Annotated in this window: 5 protein-coding genes; all 5 read left to right on the top strand. The window is 69.0% G+C overall.

What is annotated here, in order from left to right; all coding sequences use genetic code 11:
* The first annotated feature begins 135 nt into the window (after positions 1 to 135).
* The 5 genes from nucS to dhaK all read left to right on the top strand — a co-directional run bounded on the left by nucS (position 136) and on the right by dhaK (position 5,969).
* The gene (gene nucS / locus IQ251_RS17645) at positions 136 to 795 is read left to right on the top strand and encodes an endonuclease NucS (RefSeq protein WP_193929780.1); all 660 of its coding nucleotides are present in this window, start codon (positions 136 to 138) and stop codon (positions 793 to 795) included.
* Positions 796 to 1,271: 476 nt separating this feature from the next.
* Positions 1,272 to 2,948, top strand: coding sequence for a sodium:solute symporter family protein (locus tag IQ251_RS17640; protein ID WP_193929778.1), 1,677 nt, complete (start codon positions 1,272 to 1,274; stop codon positions 2,946 to 2,948).
* Positions 2,949 to 2,963: 15 nt separating this feature from the next.
* On the top strand, positions 2,964 to 3,230 hold the full coding sequence (locus IQ251_RS17635) for a hypothetical protein (RefSeq protein ID WP_193929777.1): 267 nt from the start codon (positions 2,964 to 2,966) through the stop codon (positions 3,228 to 3,230).
* 107 nt (positions 3,231 to 3,337) lie between these two features.
* Positions 3,338 to 4,843, top strand: a complete 1,506-nt coding sequence (locus tag IQ251_RS17630) for an aldehyde dehydrogenase family protein (protein WP_193929775.1) — start codon at positions 3,338 to 3,340, stop codon at positions 4,841 to 4,843.
* A 130-nt stretch (positions 4,844 to 4,973) separates the two neighbouring features.
* A complete protein-coding gene (dhaK, locus tag IQ251_RS17625) occupies positions 4,974 to 5,969 on the top strand; it encodes a dihydroxyacetone kinase subunit DhaK (protein ID WP_193929773.1) in 996 nt (331 codons plus the stop codon).
* Positions 5,970 to 6,000 lie beyond the last annotated feature (31 nt).

The raw sequence follows: 6,000 nt of genomic DNA, 5'->3' as shown, positions 1-6,000 counted from the left end.
AGACCTGGCGGCTGCTGGTGGTTTCCACGCGGTCATGGTGCCGCAACCCCGCCGCGGATTCCGCCGGGCAGCGGATCTGCGGGTGGGCGCGGTCCGGTATTCGACTCCGCGATCGACGCCCGTACCCTGTGCCGGGTGCGACTCGTCATTGCTCGTTGCCAGGTCGACTACATGGGCCGGCTCACCGCGCACCTGCCCCTGGCGCAGCGTTTGCTGCTGGTTAAAGCGGACGGTTCGGTCTCGGTGCACTCCGACGACCGGGCCTACAAGCCGTTGAACTGGATGAGCCCGCCGTGCTGGCTGATCGAGGAGCCGAGCCTGTGGACGGTGCAGAATAAGGCGGGCGAGAAGCTGGTCGTGAGCATCGACGAGGTGCTGCACGACAGCAAGCACGAGCTGGGTGCCGAGCCGGGCCTGGTCAAGGACGGCGTGGAGTCGCACCTGCAGGAGTTGCTCGCCGAGCACGTGACCACGTTGGGCGAGGGCTGGTCGCTGGTGCGCCGCGAGTTCCCCACGGCGATCGGGCCGGTGGATCTGATGTGCCGCGATTCCGCCGGCGGCAGTGTCGCCGTGGAGATCAAGCGCCGCGGGGAGATCGATGGTGTCGAGCAGTTGACCCGCTACTTGGAACTGCTCAACCGGGATTCGCTGCTCGCCCCGGTGTCCGGGGTGTTCGCCGCGCAGCAGATCAAGCCGCAGGCCCGCACGTTGGCCGAGGACCGCGGCATCCGGTGCGTGGTGCTGGACTACGAGCAGCTGCGCGGCATCGAGCCGGACGAGTTCCGCCTGTTCTGACCCGCGGGGTGACCGGTCAGCCGCCGTCGGTGCGGCAGTAGCCGGTGAGTGGGCGCGGCGTCCGCAGGGCCGCGAGCCGGTCGGCGGTGTGGTTGAGCCATCTCCGGGTCGTGTCCCGTCGGCGTTGCGCGCCGGGTTCTCCGGTGGCAGCGTGCGCTAGGCCGCTGCTGATCAACAGGTCGATTCGTGCGTTCACAGCTGTTGCCCCCAGGTGCTGCGTTCGTGTGCGAGATCGATGCTACGTACGGTTTTCCGTTGTGAGGAGCGGACTTTCGGGTGTCACTCGCCTGGCGGTGCGCCGTGGGTGGCCGTCCTGGCGGCCCGGCCCGGCAGGGCGAGCCTGATCGATCTAGTCTCCGGAGCCAACGAATTGGTATCGGTGCACTGTCGACCGTTGCCCTGTGCGGTACTGTCCGGCTGCATTGCCGATCTGGTGATTATCGTTTGAAATTGTTGGTTCTGGAGGTGGGGTAGCAGTGCAGCTAGCCCAGGGTCAGCTACTCGACGCCAACGCGGTCGATATCGGGCTGTTGGTGCTCTACTTCGTGTTCGTGCTGGGCATCGGTGTGCTGGCACGCCGCTCGGTCTCCACGAGCCTGGACTTCTTCCTGTCCGGCCGGTCGTTGCCCGCCTGGGTGACCGGTCTGGCGTTCGTGTCCGCCAACCTGGGCGCGATCGAGATCATCGGCATGTCGGCCAACGGTGCCGAGTACGGCATGCCGACGATGCATTACTTCTGGGTCGGCGCGATCCCGGCGATGCTGTTCCTCGGCGTCGTGATGATGCCGTTCTACTACGGCTCGAAGGTGCGCAGCGTGCCGGAGTACATGCTGCGCCGATTCGGCCGGGGAACGCACTTGCTCAACGCGATCAGCTTCGCCCTGGCGCAGATCCTGATCGCGGGCATCAACCTGTTCCTGCTGGCCAGCGTGGTCAACGCGCTGCTGGGGCTGCCGCTGTGGGTGTCGGTGCTCATCGCGGCGGCGATCGTGCTCAGCTACACAGCGCTCGGCGGGCTGTCCGCGGCCATCTACAACGAGGTGCTGCAGTTCTTCGTCATCGTCGCGGCTTTGCTGCCGCTGACGATCGTCGGGCTGAGCAAGGTCGGCGGCGTGCAGGGGCTGATGGACAAGGTCTCGGCGAGCAGCGGTGGCGCTGAGCAGCTGGGCGCCTGGCCGGCCAATGAGCTGACCGGCTTCGGCAACAACTTCCTCAGCATCCTGGGCGTGGTGTTCGGCCTCGGTTTCGTGCTCTCGTTCGGGTACTGGACGACGAACTTCGTCGAAGTGCAGCGCGCGATGGCCTCCAAGAGCATGTCCGCGGCGCAACGCACCCCGATCATCGGTGCCTTCCCGAAGATGTTCATCCCGTTCCTGGTGGTCATCCCGGGCATGATCGCCGCGGTGCTGGTGCCGGAGATCGTGCAGCTCAAGGAGACGGGCAGCAGTGAGTACACCTACAACGAGGTGATCCTGCTGCTGATGCGCGACCTGCTGCCCAACGGGGTGCTCGGTGTCGCGCTGGCCGGGCTGCTGGCCTCGTTCATGGCGGGCATGGCGGCGAACCTGAGCTCGTTCAACACGGTGTTCACCTACGACATCTGGCAGGCCTACGTCGTCAAGGACCGCCCGGACGACTACTACCTGAAGATGGGTCGCCGGGTGACGGTCGGCGCCACGGTGGCCGCGGTGGGTACGGCGTTCATCGCCGCCGGCTACGAGAACCTGATGGACTACCTGCAGCAGCTGTTCTCGTTCTTCAACGCCCCGCTGTTCGCGACGTTCATCCTCGGCTTGTTCTGGAAGCGGATGACCCCGGCGGCGGGCTGGGCCGGTCTTGCGTTGGGCATGATCTCGGCGGTGACGGTCTTCGGGCTCGCCGAGTGGGGCCCGCTGGACCTGCCCGGACAGGGCGCCAGCTTCGCCGGTGCCGGCGTGGCCTTCGTGGTGGACATCGTGGTCAGCGTGCTGGTCAGCGTGCTGACCCGGCCGAAGCCCGATGCAGAGCTCGGCGGGCTGGTCTACTCGTTGACGCCGCGGGAGAACCTGCGTGCCTCCACCAGCGGCGAGGACGCGGGCTGGTACCGGAGGCCGTGGCTGCTGGCCGGTATCGCGCTGGTGCTGACCATCGTGCTCAACATCGTCTTCGGCTGACGAGGAGGCATCCCGATGACTGACGACAAGCCCCGCTCCGGGCACACCGCCGGCGCCTTCGACGTCCGCACCGTCATCGCCCTGCTGTTCGCCATCTACGGCGCAGTGCTGGTGGTGGTCGGCCTGGTCGAACCGCAGGCCGAGGTCGACAAGACCGCAGGGATGAACATCAACCTGTGGTCCGGTGCGGCGATGCTGGTCTTCGCCGGCTCGTTCTTCCTGTGGGCGTGGCTGCGCCCGGTGGTCGTACCGGAGGGGGCTGCCGAGGAGCAGGACGGCTGATCCCGGTCCGGGGCCGCTGCTCATCCGGTGGATCGCGTCGAGCTGTTCCGCGGGGTCTCCGCGGCTGGCACGATGTCAACGACCGATGAAAAGGTGGGAGGCCGGCCATGACCCAGATCGCCAGTGACAATGTCGAGAACCCGGACGTGCCGTCGGCGGTGTTCGAGTCCCTCGACCCGCGCACCGGTGAAGTGGTCGGGCGGTATCCCGTCGATGACGCGGCCGCCGTCCAGACGGCCGTGGACTCGGTCCGCGCCGCGCAGCACGCGTGGGGGGACCTCGGTTTCGCCGGGCGCAAGCAGCACCTCGACCGGTGGCGCGCGCTGCTGCTGCGCCGGTTCGAGGAGCTCGCCGGCGTCGTCTGCGCGGAGACTGGAAAGCCGCTGGACGACGCCCGGTTGGAACTCGCCCTGGTCGTGGATCACCTGCACTGGGCCGCGGCGAACGCGGAGAAGGTGCTGCGCCGCCGCAAGGTGTCGTCCGGGCTGCTGATGGCCAACCACGCGGCCACCGTCGAACACCAGCCGTTCGGCGTGGTCGGGGTGATCGGGCCGTGGAACTACCCGGTCTTCACCCCGATGGGCTCGATCGCCTACGCGCTGGCGGCGGGCAACGCCGTCGTGTTCAAACCCAGCGAGCTGACCCCGGGCGTCGGGCGCTGGCTGGTGGACAGCTTCGCCGAGGCGGTGCCGGAACATCCGGTGCTGCGGCTGGCGACCGGTTTCGGGGAGACGGGTGCGGCGCTGTGCCGCTCAGGAGCGGACAAGATCGCGTTCACCGGATCCACCGCCACCGGAAAGCGGGTCATGGCCACCTGCGCGGAGACGCTCACCCCGGTGCTGGTCGAGTGCGGGGGCAAGGACGCGTTGATCGTCGACACCGACGCGGACCTGCAGGCGGCCGCCGACGCGGCGCTGTGGGGGGCGATGTCCAACGCGGGTCAGACCTGCATCGGTGTGGAGCGGGTCTACGTGGCCGAACCGGTCGCCGACCGGTTCCTGGACATGATCGGGGAGCGCGCCCGCACGCTGCGGCCCGGTGGGGAACCCGGTGCCGATCTCGGTCCGATCACCATGCCGTCGCAGGTCGACGTGATCCGCGAGCACATCGACGGCGCGTTGCGCAGCGGCGGCCGCGCGCTGGTCGGCGGGACCGACTCGGTCCGGCCGCCCTTCGTGGAGCCGGTGGTGCTCACCGACGTGGACGAGAACGCGGATGCGGTCGCGGAGGAGACCTTCGGGCCGGTCGTGGTGGTGCAGCGGGTGCGGGACGCGGACGAGGGCGTGCGGTTGGCCAACACGTCCGAGTACGGACTGGGCGCTGCGGTGTTCTCCCGCAGCCGGGGTGAGCAGCTCGCCCGGCAGCTGCGGGTGGGTATGGTCGCGGTCAACTCGGTGATCGCCTTCGCGGCGGTGCCCGCGCTGCCGTTCGGCGGGGTCGGCAATTCCGGGTTCGGCCGTATCCACGGCGCCGAGGGCCTGCGCGAGTTCACGCGTCCGCAGTCGGTCACCCGCACGAAGTTCCGCATCCCGCTCAACCCCATGTCGTTCTCCCGGCCGAAGAGCACCGTCCGGCATGTCGTGCGGTTGCTGCGGATCTTCCGCGGGCGGTGACCCGCGCGGTGGGTGACAGGAAAGTTCCCTTGCTGTCACCCCGGCGCGTGCGGATGCGCGGGAGGTGCGGGGACGGGCACATTTGATGTGCTCGGCCAACACCCCGTTCCGCGGCAAGGAGGCCCTCGGTTTGAAGAAGATCATCAACGATCCGGCGACCGTCGTGCAGGACGCGCTGCGCGGCCTGGCCGCCGCGCATCCCGACCTGTTGCGCCTGCGCGCGGACCCCCCGGTGGTGGTACGTGCCGATGCGCCGGTGCGCGGCCAGGTGGCCGTGGTCTCCGGCGGCGGATCGGGACACGAGCCGCTGCACACCGGATTCGTCGGCCCGGGCATGCTCGACGCCGCCGTGCCCGGTCCGGTGTTCACCTCACCGACCCCGGATGCGGTGCAGGCAGCGATCGGCGAGGTCGACGGCGGTGCCGGGGTGCTGCTGCTGGTCAAGAACTACACCGGGGACGTCCTCAACTTCGAGACGGCCGCCGAACTGGCCGAGGCCGACGGCATCGAGGTCCGCACCGTGCTCGTCGACGACGACGTGGCGGTGCGCGACTCGACGCACACCGCGGGCCGGCGGGGAGTCGGTGCCACGGTGCTGGTCGAGAAGATCGCCGGCGCCGCGGCCGCGCGCGGTGCCGACGTGCGGCGCTGCGCTGAACTCGCGCAGCGTGTGGTGGCGCAGGCCCGTTCGATGGGCATGGCGCTGACCGCACCGACGGTGCCGCACGTCGGTGAACCCAGCTTCGAGCTCGGTGCGCAGGAAGTGGAGATCGGTATCGGGATCCACGGCGAGCCCGGGCGCAGCCGGGAACCGCTCGGGTCGGCCGAGGAGGTGGTGCGGCGGCTGCTCGACCCGGTGTTGCAGGACCTGCCGTTCGAAACGGGTGACGAGGTGCTGCTCTACACCAACTCGATGGGCGGCACCCCGCAGATGGAGCTGTACTTGGCGCACGGGATCGCAGAGCGGGTCCTCGCCGAGCATGGCCTCACCGTGCGGCGCAGGCTCGTCGGCCCGTTCACGACGAGCCTGGAGATGCAGGGCATGAGCCTGACGCTGCTCAAGTTGGACCAGGAGCTCGTCGACCTGTGGGACAGCCCGGTGCACACGGCGGCGCTGCGCTGGTGAGCCGGATGCCGATCGGGCGGACGCTGCGGTA

This window comes from Saccharopolyspora montiporae (genome assembly GCF_015209505.1).
Lineage (GTDB): Bacteria > Actinomycetota > Actinomycetes > Mycobacteriales > Pseudonocardiaceae > Saccharopolyspora > Saccharopolyspora montiporae.
This window is presented reverse-complemented; position numbering and strand designations above follow the sequence as displayed.

Coding starts and splice junctions, on each gene's coding strand:
- IQ251_RS17635 (WP_193929777.1), top strand. CDS start 2,964: ATGACTGACGACAAGCCCCGCTCCGGGCACACCGCCGGCGCCTTCGAC.
- IQ251_RS17630 (WP_193929775.1), top strand. CDS start 3,338: ATGACCCAGATCGCCAGTGACAATGTCGAGAACCCGGACGTGCCGTCG.